We start from the raw sequence: 17,097 nt of genomic DNA, 5'->3' as shown, positions 1-17,097 counted from the left end.
CAGGCTTAATTTTAATTGAAGATCCTATCAAAAATAGCGCTGTGAGTCCGTTTAAAAAAGCTTTGGATTTTGTTATATTCGCAGTCTAAAAACATCGAATTTTGACTCAGGAAGAAAAAGCAGATATTATTAGAAAAGTAACCACACTTTTACAGGAAATCCCATCCTCTATGGATGTGGTTAAAAAAGGTGGAAATGAGCTTAGAAGATACGAATATCTAGCCACACACATGGTAAATAAAGCCATAGAAAAAGATGCGCTTATCGTAAGTGAGGATGGAAACGGAATTGCTATTTTGTTTAAAACGAGCAAAAAAGATGATAATTTTTGGAAGAATGCGTGGTCTGAGTTAAAACTGGTTTTTAATGTAACCGGGATAAAAAATGCCTATAAAATTTTAAAAACTCAGGATTACATTAAAAAGCAACGCCCACAGGAAGGTGAATATTTATACTGCTGGTTTTGGGGAATTCTAAAAGAATCTCGTGGCCCTGGTACCCAGGTTGGCGTTCAAATGAAAAATGAGTTTTACAGACGAGCCAAACTTTATAATTTGCCTCTTTATGCTGAAACCAGAATGCGTAAAAATGCCATCGTTTATCAAAAATTCGGATTCCAGTTATTTAACAAATGGGCTCACCCAAGTGGTGACACCATGTACTTTTTAAGATATATTCCTGAAGAAAAAAGCGAAAAGAATTAAGCTTTAAAACTTCAAATATTAGCTATAGAAAAAGCCGAATCTTGCGATTCGGCTTTTTCCTTCTTAACTAACTAAATAACCTAAACTTATGATATTTCTATCATTCTTTTAGCCTGCACTTTTGCTTCTTCTTTTTTAGGAAGCGCTATTTCTAAAACTCCGTTATTATAATTTGCAGAGATTTTAGAGTTATCTACCGTATCTGGTAAACTAAATGCTCTTTTAAAAGTGCTATAACTAAACTCTCTACGAGTATACTTTCCATTCTTTTCTGAAGTTTCTTTTTCTATTTTATCTTCAGCAGAAATGGTTAATACATCGTTATCTAATTCAATTTTAAAATCTTCTTTCGATTTTCCAGGAGCGGCAACTTCAACAATAAAATTTTCATCAGATTCGTGAATATTAACTGCAGGAATTCTTGTTCCAATATTATTCACGTTTGTAGTTCCTCCTAACCAATCTGTTTTAAACATATCATCGAATACAGATGGCAACCAATTTTCATTTCTCTTAATTAGACTCATAACTTTTATATTTTTTGTTAGACTTTGTTTCTTTTAAGAACACTTAGCTATTAGCAATTTGGATTCCAATTAAAATTTAACGCCATTTTGACAGTTTTCGATGTTTTTAACATGACTTTTTAACATGTTTAGTGCTTTTACGAGTATATTCGCTTATTATAACCTGACGAATGAAAAAACTCTTTACACGACTACTTTCATTTTTTAATGCCATTAGAAGCCGAATCGCGTTTTATCCAACGGTAATTGCGCTTTTAGGTTTTTTATTTACATTTCTTACCTTATTTCTGGAAGAACAGGGTGCTTCAGATCTTTTAAGAGAAAACTTTCCATCACTTATCGTAAACAGTGGCGACACAGCTTTAAGTGTTTTGGGTGCTATAATTACTGGATTAATCTCGATGATGGTTTTTAGTTTCTCGATGGTGATGGTTTTACTTAATCAGGCTTCTAATAATTATTCACCAAGATTGTTACCGGGATTAATTTCAGATCGAAAACATCAAACCGTTCTTGGGATTTATCTTGCTACTATTCTCTACTGTATTTTTATTATGGTTGCCATAGATCCAGATGCTTCAAAAAAAGATTTACCAGGATTTTCTGTGTTTTTAGGAATCGTTTTTACCGTGATTTGCATGGGAGCTTTTATCTATTTTATCCATACCATTTCTCAAAGCATTCAGATAAATAATATCCTGGAGCATATCCACAGGGAATCAAAAAACAGACTTTCTAAATTACTTGATAGCGAAAGAAATCAAGACGCCGAGTTTCCAGACAGCAAAGATTGGTACGAGTACAAGGCAAAGAAAAGTGGATATTTTCAGAATTTATCGATAGCCAATATGTTGGATCTTTGTGAAGAATTGCAAACCCAGTTTCATATTTTACCGGTAAAAGGTGTTTTTATTCTGAAAGGAACTCCGGTTTTTAGATCAAAGAAAGAACTAGATCCTGAAAAAATAGATGAAATTTTAGCGAATTTCAACTTTGCCCGAAAAGAACTGGTAGCCGATAATTATGTATTGGCTTTTAAACAAATTACTGAAATTATCGCCAAAGCCATGTCTCCGGGAATTAACGATCCCGGCACTGCTGTCAACGCGATTGATTATTTAACTGAATTGATGGCGCTAAGAATGCAAAAAAGAGACAGCAGTATTGTTAATCGAAACGATAAATGTCTTTTAAGGTTAAATACAGTGAATTTTGAAGATCTTATTTATAATGTTTTAGTTACGATAAGAACTTATTGTTCTCATGATCTAATTATTACACAAAAAATTGGAGTAATGTTTCACTATTTATTACAGCAGAAACAAAAAGAAAGTTATTACAAAGACATCATCCTTACTGAAGCCAGATTATTCTTTACGAGTGCTTTAGAAGCTGTCGAATCTAAAAATGACATCGATCTTATAAAAAGGTACGCTGAAAACTTAAAAATCGACCTAAAAAACAACTAATTTTAAGTTTAAACTAAAAATACCTGTTATTGGGTATTTATCCTTCAATCTATTTAGCTAATTTTATTTTCTCTCCAAACCACTGAAAATTAATGTGCTAAATAAGTACCTTCTTATTCTTTGCTTTTTTCTGGCATTTCCAGCAAATGCTTCAGAAGACGACACTCTTTTTGTAAAAGGGGTGTACACACATCATATAGTAGATTTTTTTAAGCGATTTCAGGATTGTGAGGAAAAAACTTCCGAAGAAATCATTCAGTATTACAACAATGGTGAGTTTGAAGATATGCAACCAAGCCGAATGGTAAATCTTGGTTTTACCCGCTGCAAAAATTATTTCTCTTTAACGGTAAAAAACGACCAGGCTTCAGCACAGGATTATTATTGGAGTTTTTACAACGACGGTATATTATTCACTTTATACGAGCTAAAAAACAATAAACTCATAGAAATTGGAGAAACCTCTGTTGCTCAAAAAATCGAAGAAAGGCCAACTCCAATAAGATGTCTTTCTTTTAAGGTTGAAATGCAGGCATTTGAGACTAAAACTTTAATTTTAAAAACAGAATTACAAGGACATTCTAATCTTTATTTTCCTACAGATTTTACAACTGTCGAGGATATTCTTATTTACGAAGCTAATAATTCTTTCTTGTTAGGCAGGTATTTTGGCTATTTCATCTTTACAGCACTATTCAATTTATTTCTTTTTATACTTATTAGAAGAAAGCTTTACGGCTTTATGTTTGGCTATATTTTAAGCATGATTGCCTTTAATGCTATAGAATATATGTATGATGTGCATTTGGTTCCAGATTTTATTCACAGTTTCTGGACACGTTTCCCAAAGATGTTTTTTGTGTTATTAGCCTCTTATTTTCATACCAAGGTTTTTCAATATTTCACCGCTCATAAAGAACATTTCCCAAAATGGAATTCGGTATTAAGTCTCATCAATAATTTCATATTATTTATTCTTATTCTGTTTATAATTTTAAAACTCATAATTCCAAAAAACACTTCGTTTTTAGACCAATATCGGCTTTTATTATTCCTGCTCTTTTTAATCAACTTAATGGTACTTGTGGTTAACCTTTTATACTCAGTTTACAAGAAGAACAAACAGGCCGTTTACTATATCTGCTGTAACTTTTTACTTATCCTTTCGCTGGTTTTCTATATCACCAACACTTTTCAGATAGGAGGCGCAACAATTTATATGCCGCCAGGAAACATTATAAACAGTGTTGCTTTTGAAATTTTAAGTTTAACTATTGCTTTTTTACTGAATTATAGAAAAGAGCTTAGCGAAATGAACAAAAATCTTAGCGCTGCCAAATTAAAAAGTGAAAAGCTAAGCGAAGAACTTATTGAAGTACAGGAAAATGAACGACAGATTATTGCCAGAAACCTACATGACGGCTTAGGAAATACAATGAATGCCTTACGCCTTTTGCTGGAAGCTCCCAACAAGAATGAAAAACAAATCTCGGGAACATTCAATCTTGCAAAAGATCAATTTCGCAGCTTAATTTATCAAATATCACCTAAAGAGATAGAAAATATTGGCTTGTATAAAACTATTCAGCAGGATTTAGAACTTTTTAAAAATACACCAATAGAGGTTAATCTTACCCTGCTAGGCAACGATAACACAATAGAAACCATAAAAGCAGTTAACATTTATCGAATCTTCCAGGAGCTTATCTCTAATATCATAAAACACTCTAAAGCTACGATTGTTGATATTACGCTAAATTGTGATGAAAATACCTGTAGCCTTCAGGTAGAAGATAATGGCGTGGGCTTAAAAAAAGAAGATACTAAAGGTATGGGCATAAAAAATATAAAATCCCGAGTGTCTTATCATCAGGGAATATTTCATATAGAGAATACAGAAAAAGGCATGATTAGCATTATAGAAATACCTATTTAAAATGAAAGTAATCAAAACCGTATTAGTAGATGATCATTCTTTATTTACAGAAGGATTAATGCAAATCCTCGACCCAATAGAAGACATTCAGGTTATCGCTACTTTTAGAGATGGAGAAACCATGCTTAAAAGTGACGAAATTCATAAAGCCGATGTATTGTTACTGGATATTAATCTCCCCGGAAATTCTGGAATTAGTATTGCTGAACGAATGAAACCTTATTTTGGCTCATTGAAGATCATTTGTCTTTCTATGCTTTTTGAAGAGAACATTCTTGAAAAACTGAAAGAAATAGGCGTTTCTGGTTACCTTCCAAAATTTATTCATACCAGCGAACTTATTGAAGCTATACGAAAAGCTACTAGCGGGAAAACCGTTTTTTATGAAGAAAAAGCGAAAGCGGTGAGCAATGTAAAAGTTTGGACCAGCGATTTTAAATTAACCAATCGTGAAATAGAAATTCTTCAGCTTATTAAAGATGGCAAAAGCACCAAGGAAATTTCAGAAATTCTTCACCGCAGCCAGTTTACCATCGAAACACATCGTAAGAACATGATTAGAAAATTGAATCTTAAAAATTCAAGCGGATTGCTACATTTCGCAATGAAAAATCTCCCAACCTGATTTTTAATTTTGATTCAGCAAAAAGTATACGCAAAAAAAAGGCTCCCGAACGGGAGCCGATATTGTAAGATTATCGAGTCAGTTTTTTATACTTGATTCGTTTTGGCATTACATCGCCACCAAGACGTTTCTTCTTGTTCTCTTCGTAATCAGAGAAACTACCTTCAAAGAAATATACTTGTGAATCTCCTTCAAAAGCAAGAATATGAGTACAAACTCTATCCAGGAACCAACGGTCGTGAGAGATCACTACAGCACATCCTGCAAAGTTATCTAGACCTTCTTCTAAAGCTCGAAGCGTGTTTACATCAAGGTCGTTCGTAGGCTCATCCAGTAACAATACGTTTCCTTCTTCTTTAAGCGTCATTGCTAAATGAAGTCTGTTTCGTTCACCACCAGAAAGCATATTTACTTTTTTGTTCTGCTCGCTTCCGCTAAAGTTGAATCTACTCAAATACGCACGTGAATTTACCTGTCTGCCGCCCATCATGATAAGCTCCTGCTCATCACTAAAGTTTTGCCAGATGGTTTTTTCAGGATCAATATCAGCGTGGCTTTGATCTACATAAGCAATCTTTGCAGTTTCACCAACATCAAAAGTCCCTTTATCTGGTTGCTCTTCGCCCATTATCATTTTAAAGATCGTAGTCTTACCGGCACCGTTTGGACCAATAATTCCAACAATTCCTGCCTGCGGAAGACTAAAATTAAGATCTTCGTATAATAATTTATCTCCAAAAGCCTTACTTACACCGTTCGCATCGATTACGTTAGTACCTAATCTTGGACCATTAGGGATGTAAATTTCAAGCTTTTCATCCATTTGTTTTTGATCCTGGCTAAGAAGCTTGTCATAATTCTTAAGACGAGCTTTTTGCTTAGACTGGCGACCTTTTGGATTCATTTTAGCCCATTCTAATTCTCGCTCAAGTGTTTTTTGGCGTTTACTTGCCTGCTTTTGCTCTTGCGCTAAACGTTTTGATTTTTGATCTAACCACGAAGAATAATTTCCTTTCCATGGGATTCCTTCTCCTCTATCTAATTCTAAGATCCAACCGGCAACATTATCTAAGAAATAACGGTCGTGAGTTACCGCGATCACCGTTCCTTTATATTGTGCTAAGTGATGCTCTAACCAATGTACAGATTCGGCATCAAGGTGGTTGGTTGGCTCATCTAAAAGAAGTACATCTGGTTCTTTTAATAATAAACGACATAAAGCTACACGTCTTCTTTCTCCTCCAGATAATACTGAAATTTTCTTATCTGCATCTGGAGTTCTTAAAGCATCCATTGCAATTTCCAGCTTGGTATCTAACTCCCACGCATTGCTTGCATCGATCTTATCCTGAAGTTCTGCCTGCTTATCCATAAGCTTCTGCATCTTATCTGCATCTTCATAAACTTCAGGCAACCCGAACATATCGTTAATCTTGTTGTACTCATCTAAAACTGCTACAGTTTCAGCAACACCTTCTTTAACAACTTCAAGAACAGTTTTTTCTTCATCTAACTCAGGTTCCTGCTCTAAATAACCAACACTATATCCTGAAGAAAATACAACATCTCCCTGGTAATTCGTGTCACGCCCAGCAATAATCTTTAATAAGGTAGATTTACCGGAACCATTAAGACCAAGAATCCCAATTTTTGCTCCGTAGAAAAAACTTAAGTATATATTTTTTAAAACCGGTGTATTCGCAGATTTGTAGGTTTTAGTAACCCCACTCATCGAGAATATCACTTTTTTATCATCTGCCATGTAATCGTAAAATTTTTTGGTTGAATTAATACTATTAAAAATTCAGTTTAAAATCATCCAATATGACTTTAAAACCGAACAAAAATACAAATAAAGAAATACAAAATATTAGTGATCGCCTAAAAGTCGAAGTAATAGAATAAGTTGCCCGGTATGATGCGCATTATGCTCTATGACAAGCAACAACTCTCTAAGCAAAGTATGATCTTCACTATTTTTGACCGACGTATCCAGATTGTTCTGTTCATCCAGAATGTAATCTGCCAGCTGCTGTCGCTCTTTAAAGAATTTAGACTTTAACTGCTCCCATTCATTTTTACTTTCCGGAGCCTGTTTTCGATCCCAATAAGCTTCTGGCCATTTTGGCGTTTTGTATTCATCTAAGATTATATAATCCAGAATATCTTTTTGAGTATAGGTGATATGATAAAATACCTCATAAAAAGAATACGGCAAATCATATAATCTTTCTCCAATCTTATCAAAAGACACTTCCTCTAAAACCTTATCTATAGGCATAAAAGCTTCACCACCCGTAAGATGTTTTACCAATTGTGCTCTCTCCATAAATCTCTCTTCTTTTATTTATAAAATCAAATTCGGCCTTTCAGTGCATTAAAAACCCAGGAAATAGCAAAAAAACCAATTCCCACTACAGAAAAACCTATCGCGTGATCTTTATATTTTAAGACACCTAGAAGTACGATCGCTGTGGCCACTAAAAATATAATAAATGAAGCCCAGGCGAAAATGGTGTTCTTGTTTAATCCCATAAAAAATTATTTCTTACAAATATCGCATATTTTGATTAGTATTTTAAAAATGAAATAGCTTGTATTTTGTATTTTAGCCAATATTGTGAAAATTTTTAAATTATTTTTGAAAAGAATTAAGCAAATCAAGGTTAAAATTCATTTTTACTCACCATAAAATTGCTTCCAAAAAACTGTTTATATGGATATTAACTTCAATAAAAATGAAGATCATAATAAATTATTAGTTTCAGATTTAAACCATCATTTAAAGAGAGTATATCTTGGTGGTGGCGAGAAACGTATCGAAAAACATCACGCCAAAGGAAAAATGACCGCCAGAGAGCGGATAGATTTTTTACTGGATAACCCTGAAGCCGCTATCGAAATTGGTGCTTTTGCCGGCGATGGTATGTATAAAGAACACGGTGGATGCCCTAGTGGCGGCGTTGTAGTAAAAATCGGGAAGGTTTCTGGTAAACAATGTATCGTTGTCGCCAATGATGCTACCGTAAAAGCCGGTGCCTGGTTTCCTATTACGGGCAAGAAAAACCTACGTGCACAGGAAATCGCTATCGAGAATAAATTACCTATTATTTATTTGGTAGATAGTGCCGGTGTTTACTTACCAATGCAGGATGAAATATTCCCAGATAAAGAACACTTTGGAAGGATCTTTAGAAATAATGCAGTAATGAGCAGTATGGGAATTACCCAAATTGCAGCCGTTATGGGAAGTTGCGTTGCCGGTGGAGCGTATTTACCAATAATGAGTGATGAAGCTATTATTGTTGAAAAAACCGGAAGTATTTTTCTTGCCGGAAGCTACCTGGTAAAAGCAGCAATTGGCGAAACCATCGATAATGAAACCCTTGGCGGTGCAACCACGCATACAGAAATTAGTGGCGTAACAGATTATAAAGCCAAAGACGATAAAGATGCGCTTACCAAGATCCAGAATATTATGGATAAAATTGGTGATTTTGATACCGCTGGTTTTAGCCGAAAAAAAGCTGTAAAACCGAAGTTAGATCCTAACGAGATCTTCGGAATTCTACCTAAAAAGCGATCAGATCAATACGATATGACTCAAATTATTGAGCGTTTAATTGATGATTCTGAATTTGAAGAATACAAAAAAGGCTACGGCGAAACAATTATCACCGGCTATGCAAGAATCGATGGTTGGGCCGTGGGAATTGTTGCCAATCAGCGTAAGATCGTAAAAACAAAAAAAGGTGAAATGCAGTTTGGCGGAGTGATCTACTCAGATTCTGCCGATAAGGCCACTCGTTTTATTGCTAATTGTAACCAGAAGAAAATACCTTTAGTGTTTCTTCAGGATGTAACCGGATTTATGGTGGGCAGCAAAAGTGAACATGGCGGTATTATTAAAGATGGTGCAAAAATGGTAAATGCAGTAAGTAATTCCGTAGTGCCAAAATTCACTGTTATTATAGGTAATTCTTACGGTGCCGGTAATTATGCGATGTGCGGTAAAGCTTACGATCCAAGATTGATCGTTGCCTGGCCAAGTGCCGAGCTTGCCGTAATGGGTGGTACACAGGCAGCAAAAGTTTTAGCACAAATCGAAACCGCTTCTTTAGAGAAAAAAGGAGAGAAAGTAGATGCTGAAAAAGAGAAAAAAGTTTTTGAAGAAATTAAATCAAGATACGACGAGCAAACCTCAGCATATTATGCGGCAGCAAGATTATGGACAGATGCGGTTATCAACCCTATGGATACCCGCAAATGGATCTCAACCGGAATCGAAGCTGCGAATCACGCCCCAATTGTAAAAGATTTTAATTTAGGTGTAATTCAAACTTAATCTGAATTTTAAATTTAGTTTTTCACAAACCACATTGTTTAATTTAATCATCAGGAATGAAAAAAGTTCTTTCTACATTTTTATTTTCAATGCTTGCTTTTGCAGCGTCCTCACAAGTGCTTAGCAACAAAGAAAAATATACTGAAGCTGATACGCTTCGTGGCTCACTAAGAGCTGAACGTGCTTACGATGCACTAAAATATCATTTAAAACTGAAAGTAGATCCTTCAGAAAAATTTATTGGCGGCAGCAATATTATCACTTTTAAAACCGAAGAGGAATTACCGGTAATACAAATCGATTTATTCGAAAACATGGATATCGATTCGATCGTTTTCCACGGAAAAAACCTTCAATATAACCGTAAATACAATGCTGTTTTTATTGAATTTGAAGAAGCTTTGGCTAAAAACACCACAGATTCTTTAGAATTTTTCTACTCGGGTCATCCAACAGTTGCCAAAAACGCGCCATGGGATGGTGGTTTTGTTTGGACGCAAGACGAGCAGGGAAATCCCTGGGTTGGTGTTGCCGTACAGGGAACTGGCGCCAGCCTTTGGTATCCTAATAAAGATCACCAAAGTGATGAGCCAGAAAGTGTTCAGTTAGATATTGCAGTACCAAACGGATTAATGAATGTTTCTAACGGTAGAATGATTGGTAAAAAAGATCTTGGAAATGGTTATACCGAGTGGAGTTGGGAAACCGTAAACCCAATTAATAATTACGATGTTATGATCAACATCGCTAACTACGAGCATTTTTCAGATAAATTTCAAGATCTAACTTTAGATTATTACGTACTTCCTTACAATCTTGAAAAAGCAAAAAAACACTTTGAAGAAGTTCAGGATATGATGACTTGTTTTTACGAGAAAATGGGACCTTATCCTTTTGTAGAAGATGGATATAAATTGGTGGAAACTCCGTATTTAGGTATGGAGCACCAAAGTGCTGTTGCCTACGGAAATAAATACATGAAAGGCTATTTAGGAAATGATCTTTCTGGAACCGGTGTTGGTTTAAAATGGGATTATATCATTATTCACGAATCTGGACACGAATGGTATGGGAACAGCATCACCGCCAAAGATATTGCTGACATGTGGATTCACGAAGGTTTCACCACTTATACTGAAGCTATTTATACCGAATGTGGTTGGGGAAAAGAAGCGGCATTAAAATATATTAAGGGACAACGTGCAAATATCCAAAATAGAGCAACGATTATTGGAGATTACGGAGTTAATGCTGAAGGTTCTGGCGATATGTATTTTAAAGGATCTAATTTATTGAACACCATCAGAAGCATTTATGACGATGACGAACTTTGGTGGGATACTTTTAGAGATTACACCGCGACTTATAAACACAAGATCATCGACACAAAAACGGTTGAAGACTTCTTCGATAAACCAATCAAAACAGATTTAAAACCGGTTTTTGATCAGTACTTAAGACATACCAGAATTCCGGAGTTACAATTTAAAAAAGAAGGAAAAACTTTCGCCTTTCGCTGGCGAGCAGATGTAGAAGGTTTTAATATGCCGGTAGATGTTTTTATCGACGGAAAAGAAACCCGTTTAAAACCAACAATGGAGTGGAAAAAACTAGACAAAAAAGTTTCTAGTGAAGATGCTATAAAACTTAACGATTTAGAGTTTTATGTAAATATAAAGTTTGAATCATAAAACTTTAAAGCTCAAAAAATAAAGCCTGAAATTATCGAATTTCAGGCTTTATTTTTTAGGTTTTATGTTAGTCGCTGTTTCCTACCCATTATAAAATATAGTAAAGTCCCAAAAAAACTGAAAAAGATCACAACAAGTAACCAAACGATCTTATCGTTTCCTTTAAAATCGTTTCTTACAATATCGATTATCGCCAACAAAGGGAATAATAGCGCAAATAAACAAGTAATTAAGATGAGAATGATTTGCGGGGCACCAATGGCAAATATTTGATGTAGCATGGTTGATTGATTTTTTTATAAATCTAACGCTTTTCATCTAAAAAAAGTCATTTTGACGAAAAATTGCTAATCTGTTTCTTCCAGCTGAAAAATTTCATTAACCGAACATTTAAAAATCGCGGAAAGCTTTAAAGCCAAAATTGTAGAAGGAGCGTATCTATTTTTTTCCATAGAATTTACCGTTTGCCGGGAAACACCGAGCAATTTCGCTAAATCCTCCTGAGTCATATCCTTTTTGGCGCGTTCAACTTTAATAGAATTCTTCATTAATTGAACTTTTTCATAAAGTAGAAAACACCAAAATACCATAAAAACATGGTAAAAAGTAACTGACTGGCATTGATATCGGTTTCAAAACTTCCGTGAAATAAAATACTTACAAACGGACTCACAACAGCAAATAGGACTCCGTATAAAAAAGTAGCAGCAAAAGCAACCAATCTTAATTTCATACTTCGTTCATCTTCTATTTTTTCTTTTGAAAGCGCCAATATTAAAAAAGCAATTAGGATCAGATCAAAAAATATATTCTTTGTAATCTTTTTTTCTACGGAAATAATTTCTGTAACCGCAATTCCAAAAAATAGTATTGAAATCGTTAATAAAACATATCCTACTATTTTAAATTTATGCGGAAGTAATTTGATATCTGAACTTTCCATTTGTAAAGAATTTAAGTCTAAATGACAAAAATACTTTACATTTTAGAATAATCAAATTTTGAACTTGTTAAATAACTACTCAAAATAGACCATGTTGATTTGGGGAATTCTCTTCGATGACCTGTCCTAAATCCCAAAGCTCTACAATTTTGTCTTCAGAAAATCTAAAAATGTGTACAACGGCAATTTGCATATCTACTTTCTCAACTAAAGAATGTACCACTATCTTATCTTTATCTGCAAAAACCTGCTGCGGAGTAATTGCCTGATTGGGATTGTTTTGATGATCCTGCTTCATAGCATCGATCAAAGATTGTCGATCACCTTTAAAGTATTGATTATGATGTATAAAATCTGAACTTACAAAAGCAGAAAATCCTTTATCCACAGCACCCATTCCTACCGTTTTCAAAAAGAGTACGGCAATTTCCTTATTCGTCATTTTTGAAAATTGATTTTCTGAGGGTTAATTTACCCTGCTTTTTAGTGTATTATCCCTATGAATTTTTCCGCTGGAAGTTTCCTCGAATTTTTCAACAAAATAGATCTTTTTTGGGTGCTCAAATTTTTCCAAAGATTTTAGAGTGGATATCCTTTCTTTCATTTCAGCTAAACCTTCTTCAGAAAAAGGGGCTTCAATAAACAGCACCAGTTTATCTCCCAAAGCATCATCTGGAATCGAGGTTATAAAAAAGCGAGAATCGATAATTTTACCCAGTTTTTTTTCAATTTCTTCAGGATGTAATTTTACACCGCCGCTATTAATCACATTATCGATACGGCCTTTCCAACGAAACTTTTTATAGGTTAGAATATCAACAACATCGTTGGTAACGATCATCTCATCTGAAAGATTTGGTGCTTTAATCACTAAGCAACCACGATCGTCTTTGCTAATATTAATATTTGGAAGCACCTTAAAAGGCCTGGATTGTTTCTTTTTCTTGGTAGGATTAATTCGTCTTGCAGCAATATGAGTGATCGTCTCTGTCATTCCATAAGTTTCATAAACTTTGGTATTCACCTCTTTTACCATTTTCTGCAATCTAAGTGACATAGCTCCTCCACCAACGATTAGTTTTTTGACCAAATGTAATCGTGCAACCGAATTATCTAGTTGAAAAGGCGTCATGGCGCAAAAGTCATAAATCTTAAAAACCTGGTCTAAAGGTGTGGAAGATGGCGGAACAAGATCCAGCTGCCAACCGCAGACGATGGCACGAATAATCATCATTTTACCAGCGATATAGGTGGCCGGTAAACATAATAATGCAGTGGTATTTTCTGGAAGATCAAAATATTTTGCGGTGGCTAAGGCCGAATTGACCATGTATTCTTTCTTAAGCCGAATAGTTTTTGGTTTCCCTGTAGATCCTGAAGTTTTTACTTTAACAAAATCCTGTGGCTTTAACCATTCCAGTATAAAATCGCCTACTTCTTCCTCAAATGCTTCCCCTTCTTTTATAAATTGAAATGCATGCTGTCGCAGCTCAGCGTTACTGAAGTGTTGCTTATTCAGTTTAAAATGAGGATGCGTCTCCGGAACCTTATAGTAGTCTGCCATATTGCTCTCCAAATATGTTTTAAATCTGACTAATCTAAGTTATCAAATTGCTATTATAAATTTAAAAATAGCTAATTTTTAGTAATCTTCCCTAATTTCTGATAAATCTTCAATATCAGCTACTCCATAAGTTTCAATAACTTCAGGTTTTTCTACTTTTCCAAAAAGCCGATCCCCCCAGTTTCTCCAATTATATTTCTTGGCATAAACTAACAATATTAATGGATAAATCACTAAAACACTTATCCATACATCCCAACCGGCAACAGGGCTGGAAACATCACGAAAAATAGATTCTGTATTAAAAGCCGTCCAATCTGCTGTTACCAATAAGGCAGCAACCATATTGTTTGCTGCATGAAAACCTAATGGTAATTCTAAACCTTCGTCCATAAGCGTCATAATCCCTAACATAAAACCAGTGCCAATATAAGTCACCATAACCATGTCTCCCATTTGGGTAACTTCAGGATTCCAGTAATGCAAGCCTCCAAAAACAACTGAAGTTATTACCAAAGGAATCCAACGATAACCGGTTTTTATGCCAATTCCCTGCATCAAATATCCTCTAAACAAATACTCTTCAAAACTGGTTTGTAAAGGAACCATCACAATAGAAATCCCTGCTAATATTAAAAATGGCACCAGATTAAAATTGATGGTATAATCCTGTGGACTTATAAAAAAATAATCAACAAGAATTAAGGTAACATTTAAAATCACGATCAAACCAAAAGAGAACCAAAAACGCCCCCAATCGATCTTTTTTCGGCTCGTGGTTAATTCTGTAAACGTCTGTCTATGTAAATTTTTAACCAAGAAAAGAAGTGCTCCTAAACCAATGGCAAAACTTAATAAAAGGAAGAAAAAGGTGAGATTACTATCTAAAGCACTCATCATAGTGGCTTCATCCATTGTACCAAAATCTGCCGTTACACCAAGTTTAAAAATAACGGCAACAGCTAACGGAATTTGCCCTGCAAACATTGCTACGATCGTAACAACTGTTCCTAAAACATATCGCCACGCATTATTCTTGCTTTTAAAAGCCTGCTCTATATACATTTGTTTATTTAAAATTTAAAATCCCAGTTTAGACCAGGATTGTAACTAATTTGTCCGTTTTTAACCTCTAACGGACTCTCCATATTATTGGTGTACAAACTTCCTGTTCCCAATCCCTGCGGCATTTTTACTTTTTTCTCGTAGGTGAATTGAGATATAGCATTTAAACCAATATTGCTCTCTAAAGCACTTGTATTCCACCAGCCAATATTATTCGTTTCAGCAACGTCAATCCATTGCTGAGTTCCTTTGAATCCACCAATAAGACTTGGTTTAAATATCAAATATTGAGGTTGTATGGTTTGTAGTAATTTTTTCTTCTTTGTTACATCAAAGACACCTATCAACTCTTCGTCTAAAGCAATGGGAAGTGGAGTTTCAGCGCAAAGTCTTGCCATTTCTTCCCAATTTCCCTGCTTTATGGGTTGTTCGATACTGTGAAGTTGTAATTCACTTAAATGCTTCAGTTTTTCTAATGCATTCTTTGGATCGAAAGCACCGTTAGCATCAACGCGGAGTTCAATTTCTTCTGCGGAATATTGCGACCGGATATACTTCAGTAATTCTATTTCAGTATCAAAATCGATGGCTCCGATCTTCATTTTTATACAGTTGAAACCCGACTTTAATTTATCTTCAATCTGAGATTTCATAAAATCCTTCTCTCCCATCCAAATGAGTCCGTTTATCGCAATAGCCTCCTCTCCTTTTGTGAATGCTGAAGGAAATAATTCGAATTCATTTTCATTCTCAAGAGATTTAAAAGCCATTTCGATTCCAAACTGAATACTTGGAAATTCCATTAATTGCTCCCAAAGTGCATCTTTACCCAATTGAATATTTTCACAAGCCCATTTCAGCTTTTCTTCATAATCTGCACGATCGTCTATGCTTAAACCACGTAAGATTCCGCATTCACCGTAACCAAAATTATCACCATCTTCGATTTTGATAAACCAGGTCTCCTTAACAGTAAGAACGCCCCGCGAAGTTCCGCTGGGGCGTTTAAAATTTAAAATATGTTGTTTATAAGTTGCTTGCAACTGCTTAGTATTTAGTCTGTTTGTATTTTAGATTATTGGTAAACTAAAAGGCCATAAATGTTAGAATTTTGAATGAATTTTAATTTCTGATTAAGAGTTTAATGTGGTTCTAAGTTTTGAAGTCATTTTTATAATCTCATCCAATTTACTCGAAAGTTCTTCAAATTTCTTCAAATCTAAAAAACTAAGATCGTTTGCAATGATTAATTGAGTTTCTAACTCATAACATGAACCTAATGCAATCTCTAAAAATCTGGAAAAATCTCTATTAGATTTTCTTGAGGCACCTTCAGCAATATTCGAAGGAATTGATATTACTGCTCTTCTCATTTGCGAGATTAACCCATAACGCTCATCCTCAGGAAAGTTTTTAGTAGCTAAATAAACAGACTTACAAAACAACCGGCTTTGCTGCCATACCCGTAAGTCTTTAAATTTATGCATATCTAAAAATCTAACATTCTAATCTACTAATAATCTAATATTCCAATATTCTTTAAAATTAAACACTTAATTTCTCTCCTATATCGAGTAATAATAATTCTTTTCCTTTATCGGCGAATTTCTTTTTAGCTTCAGCATGATCGATTTCGATATAACCAAAAGTATCGTAATGACAACCTAAAATTCGGTCACATTCTATAAAATCACTTGCAATTACAGCTTCATCTGGCCCCATGGTAAAATTATCACCAATTGGTAATACCGCCAGATCAAGTTTTGTAAATAGCGGAATTAATTTCATATCCATACTTAAAGCAGTATCTCCAGCGATATATAAATTCTTTTCTCCGGATTGAATTACAAAACCTCCTGGCACTCCACCAGAAGCACCATCTGGAAATGTACTACTATGCCATGCCTGTACATATTTCACTTTCCCGAATTCAAATTGCCAACTTCCACCGTGATTCATTGGATGTACCGTAAATCCTTTATTTTCGTAGTAAGAAGCAATTTCAGCATTACTAACGATCACCGCATCTGTATTTTTAGCCACAGTTTCTACATCTAAGACATGATCCTGATGCGCGTGTGTCACTAAAATATAATCTGCTTTAATATCTTTTAAATTGACTTTATCTTTTGCTTGTTCGTTTCCTGAAATAAAAGGATCTACCAAAATATTAATATCTCCGATTGTAAGGCCAAGACAGTTTTGACCGTAAAATGTAAGTTCCATAA

General features: G+C 34.7%; 19 protein-coding genes. 6 read left to right on the top strand and 13 right to left on the bottom strand.

What is annotated here, in order from left to right:
* Positions 1 to 101: 101 nt before the first annotated feature.
* Positions 102 to 704: a hypothetical protein gene (locus IIF7_RS02285; protein ID WP_084840031.1), complete on the top strand. Its 603-nt coding sequence runs from the start codon at positions 102 to 104 to the stop codon at positions 702 to 704.
* Between the two features lie 86 nt (positions 705 to 790).
* Here the strand turns inward: IIF7_RS02285 and IIF7_RS02280 are convergent, their stop codons facing one another.
* Complete coding sequence (locus tag IIF7_RS02280) at positions 791 to 1,231, bottom strand: Hsp20/alpha crystallin family protein (RefSeq protein ID WP_084840030.1); 441 nt, start codon at positions 1,229 to 1,231, stop codon at positions 791 to 793.
* A 170-nt stretch (positions 1,232 to 1,401) separates the two neighbouring features.
* On the opposite strand from IIF7_RS02280, the gene IIF7_RS02275 reads away from it, so the two are divergent.
* The 3 genes from IIF7_RS02275 (at position 1,402) to IIF7_RS02265 (ending at position 5,261) form a co-directional block, all read left to right on the top strand.
* The gene (locus IIF7_RS02275) at positions 1,402 to 2,700 is read left to right on the top strand and encodes a DUF2254 domain-containing protein (RefSeq protein WP_084840029.1); all 1,299 of its coding nucleotides are present in this window, start codon (positions 1,402 to 1,404) and stop codon (positions 2,698 to 2,700) included.
* Positions 2,701 to 2,794: 94 nt separating this feature from the next.
* Positions 2,795 to 4,636, top strand: a complete 1,842-nt coding sequence (locus tag IIF7_RS02270; protein ID WP_084840028.1) for a sensor histidine kinase — start codon at positions 2,795 to 2,797, stop codon at positions 4,634 to 4,636.
* A gap of 1 nt (position 4,637) precedes the next feature.
* Complete coding sequence (locus IIF7_RS02265; RefSeq protein ID WP_084840027.1) at positions 4,638 to 5,261, top strand: response regulator transcription factor; 624 nt, start codon at positions 4,638 to 4,640, stop codon at positions 5,259 to 5,261.
* Positions 5,262 to 5,331: 70 nt separating this feature from the next.
* On the opposite strand, the gene ettA is transcribed toward IIF7_RS02265, so the two are convergent.
* The 3 genes from ettA to IIF7_RS02250 form a co-directional block, all read right to left on the bottom strand.
* Complete coding sequence (gene ettA, locus IIF7_RS02260) at positions 5,332 to 7,023, bottom strand: energy-dependent translational throttle protein EttA (RefSeq protein WP_084840026.1); 1,692 nt, start codon at positions 7,021 to 7,023, stop codon at positions 5,332 to 5,334.
* A gap of 108 nt (positions 7,024 to 7,131) precedes the next feature.
* Positions 7,132 to 7,590, bottom strand: a complete 459-nt coding sequence (locus IIF7_RS02255; RefSeq protein ID WP_084840025.1) for a DinB family protein — start codon at positions 7,588 to 7,590, stop codon at positions 7,132 to 7,134.
* A 26-nt stretch (positions 7,591 to 7,616) separates the two neighbouring features.
* Positions 7,617 to 7,796: a CAL67264 family membrane protein gene (locus IIF7_RS02250; RefSeq protein ID WP_084840024.1), complete on the bottom strand. Its 180-nt coding sequence runs from the start codon at positions 7,794 to 7,796 to the stop codon at positions 7,617 to 7,619.
* A gap of 181 nt (positions 7,797 to 7,977) precedes the next feature.
* Between IIF7_RS02250 and IIF7_RS02245 the strand changes: the two genes are divergently transcribed.
* Positions 7,978 to 9,606, top strand: a complete 1,629-nt coding sequence (locus IIF7_RS02245; RefSeq protein WP_084840023.1) for an acyl-CoA carboxylase subunit beta — start codon at positions 7,978 to 7,980, stop codon at positions 9,604 to 9,606.
* A gap of 56 nt (positions 9,607 to 9,662) precedes the next feature.
* Entirely contained in the window at positions 9,663 to 11,297 is a 1,635-nt protein-coding gene (locus tag IIF7_RS02240) for a M1 family metallopeptidase (protein ID WP_084840022.1), read from the top strand.
* 62 nt (positions 11,298 to 11,359) lie between these two features.
* Here IIF7_RS02240 and IIF7_RS02235 read toward each other — a convergent pair whose 3' ends face one another.
* The 9 genes from IIF7_RS02235 to IIF7_RS02195 all read right to left on the bottom strand — a co-directional run bounded on the left by IIF7_RS02235 (position 11,360) and on the right by IIF7_RS02195 (position 17,095).
* Positions 11,360 to 11,578: a PLD nuclease N-terminal domain-containing protein gene (locus IIF7_RS02235; protein ID WP_084840021.1), complete on the bottom strand. Its 219-nt coding sequence runs from the start codon at positions 11,576 to 11,578 to the stop codon at positions 11,360 to 11,362.
* A 66-nt stretch (positions 11,579 to 11,644) separates the two neighbouring features.
* Positions 11,645 to 11,845 (bottom strand): helix-turn-helix transcriptional regulator, encoded by a 201-nt coding sequence (locus tag IIF7_RS02230; RefSeq protein WP_084840020.1) that lies wholly within the window; start codon positions 11,843 to 11,845, stop codon positions 11,645 to 11,647.
* Positions 11,845 to 12,240 (bottom strand): hypothetical protein, encoded by a 396-nt coding sequence (locus IIF7_RS02225; protein ID WP_084840019.1) that lies wholly within the window; start codon positions 12,238 to 12,240, stop codon positions 11,845 to 11,847. Before IIF7_RS02225 ends, IIF7_RS02230 begins: the two co-directional genes overlap by 1 nt.
* Positions 12,241 to 12,319: 79 nt before the next feature.
* Positions 12,320 to 12,682 (bottom strand): nuclear transport factor 2 family protein, encoded by a 363-nt coding sequence (locus IIF7_RS02220; RefSeq protein ID WP_084840018.1) that lies wholly within the window; start codon positions 12,680 to 12,682, stop codon positions 12,320 to 12,322.
* A gap of 24 nt (positions 12,683 to 12,706) precedes the next feature.
* A complete protein-coding gene (locus IIF7_RS02215; protein WP_084840017.1) occupies positions 12,707 to 13,804 on the bottom strand; it encodes an AMP-binding protein in 1,098 nt (365 codons plus the stop codon).
* Between the two features lie 78 nt (positions 13,805 to 13,882).
* Entirely contained in the window at positions 13,883 to 14,869 is a 987-nt protein-coding gene (locus IIF7_RS02210) for a CPBP family intramembrane glutamic endopeptidase (RefSeq protein WP_084840016.1), read from the bottom strand.
* Between the two features lie 8 nt (positions 14,870 to 14,877).
* Positions 14,878 to 15,912: an o-succinylbenzoate synthase gene (locus IIF7_RS02205; protein ID WP_084840015.1), complete on the bottom strand. Its 1,035-nt coding sequence runs from the start codon at positions 15,910 to 15,912 to the stop codon at positions 14,878 to 14,880.
* Between the two features lie 90 nt (positions 15,913 to 16,002).
* Positions 16,003 to 16,356, bottom strand: coding sequence for a four helix bundle protein (locus IIF7_RS02200; protein WP_084840014.1), 354 nt, complete (start codon positions 16,354 to 16,356; stop codon positions 16,003 to 16,005).
* Positions 16,357 to 16,414: 58 nt separating this feature from the next.
* On the bottom strand, positions 16,415 to 17,095 hold the full coding sequence (locus IIF7_RS02195) for a metal-dependent hydrolase (RefSeq protein WP_084840013.1): 681 nt from the start codon (positions 17,093 to 17,095) through the stop codon (positions 16,415 to 16,417).
* Positions 17,096 to 17,097: the final 2 nt, after the last annotated feature.

This window comes from Zunongwangia atlantica 22II14-10F7 (genome assembly GCF_002094855.1).
GTDB classification, from domain to species: domain Bacteria; phylum Bacteroidota; class Bacteroidia; order Flavobacteriales; family Flavobacteriaceae; genus Zunongwangia; species Zunongwangia atlantica.
Note: the sequence above shows the minus strand (reverse complement) of the source record. Positions and strands in the feature narration are given on the sequence as shown.

Bases quoted from the DNA above. Each gene is read 5' to 3' on its own strand.
- IIF7_RS02280 (WP_084840030.1), bottom strand. From the start codon at position 1,231: ATGAGTCTAATTAAGAGAAATGAAAATTGGTTGCCATCTGTATTCGAT.
- IIF7_RS02275 (WP_084840029.1), top strand. From the start codon at position 1,402: ATGAAAAAACTCTTTACACGACTACTTTCATTTTTTAATGCCATTAGA.
- IIF7_RS02265 (WP_084840027.1), top strand. From the start codon at position 4,638: ATGAAAGTAATCAAAACCGTATTAGTAGATGATCATTCTTTATTTACA.
- ettA (WP_084840026.1), bottom strand. From the start codon at position 7,023: ATGGCAGATGATAAAAAAGTGATATTCTCGATGAGTGGGGTTACTAAA.
- IIF7_RS02255 (WP_084840025.1), bottom strand. From the start codon at position 7,590: ATGGAGAGAGCACAATTGGTAAAACATCTTACGGGTGGTGAAGCTTTT.
- IIF7_RS02250 (WP_084840024.1), bottom strand. From the start codon at position 7,796: ATGGGATTAAACAAGAACACCATTTTCGCCTGGGCTTCATTTATTATA.
- IIF7_RS02245 (WP_084840023.1), top strand. From the start codon at position 7,978: ATGGATATTAACTTCAATAAAAATGAAGATCATAATAAATTATTAGTT.
- IIF7_RS02240 (WP_084840022.1), top strand. From the start codon at position 9,663: ATGAAAAAAGTTCTTTCTACATTTTTATTTTCAATGCTTGCTTTTGCA.
- IIF7_RS02235 (WP_084840021.1), bottom strand. From the start codon at position 11,578: ATGCTACATCAAATATTTGCCATTGGTGCCCCGCAAATCATTCTCATC.
- IIF7_RS02230 (WP_084840020.1), bottom strand. From the start codon at position 11,845: ATGAAGAATTCTATTAAAGTTGAACGCGCCAAAAAGGATATGACTCAG.
- IIF7_RS02225 (WP_084840019.1), bottom strand. From the start codon at position 12,240: ATGGAAAGTTCAGATATCAAATTACTTCCGCATAAATTTAAAATAGTA.
- IIF7_RS02220 (WP_084840018.1), bottom strand. From the start codon at position 12,682: ATGACGAATAAGGAAATTGCCGTACTCTTTTTGAAAACGGTAGGAATG.
- IIF7_RS02215 (WP_084840017.1), bottom strand. From the start codon at position 13,804: ATGGCAGACTACTATAAGGTTCCGGAGACGCATCCTCATTTTAAACTG.
- IIF7_RS02210 (WP_084840016.1), bottom strand. From the start codon at position 14,869: ATGTATATAGAGCAGGCTTTTAAAAGCAAGAATAATGCGTGGCGATAT.
- IIF7_RS02200 (WP_084840014.1), bottom strand. From the start codon at position 16,356: ATGCATAAATTTAAAGACTTACGGGTATGGCAGCAAAGCCGGTTGTTT.
- IIF7_RS02195 (WP_084840013.1), bottom strand. From the start codon at position 17,095: ATGGAACTTACATTTTACGGTCAAAACTGTCTTGGCCTTACAATCGGA.